A 302-nucleotide genomic window follows, 5' to 3' on the forward strand; every position below is an offset into this window, starting at 1 on the left:
ATACTTACTGTTGTATTGTCTGATGGACACTCTGAATCTACATCCTCCGGACTTACCGTATAGGTAAATACATAGGTGCCCGCAGTATAACTGCTTAGGTCTATTGGATCTGATACTGATACATCTGAAGCATCTGTCCAGACACCACCGGCATCTCCGCCAGTAACCAGGCCAAACAGACTCACTGAACTCAGGTCTTCATCAATACAGAATCGATCACTACCACCAGTTCCAGCTTCCACCGTTCCATCAATAATTATAGTTACCGTTGTATTGTCTGATACACATTCTGAATCAGCATC

At 43.7% G+C, this 302-nt stretch carries 1 pseudogene; it reads right to left on the bottom strand.

Going from position 1 to position 302, the window contains the following annotated elements:
• Nucleotides 1-302, bottom strand: a pseudogene (locus ACNKXS_RS15265) (hypothetical protein); the annotation flags it as partial.

The organism is Christiangramia marina (assembly GCF_048285865.1).
GTDB classification, from domain to species: domain Bacteria; phylum Bacteroidota; class Bacteroidia; order Flavobacteriales; family Flavobacteriaceae; genus Christiangramia; species Christiangramia marina.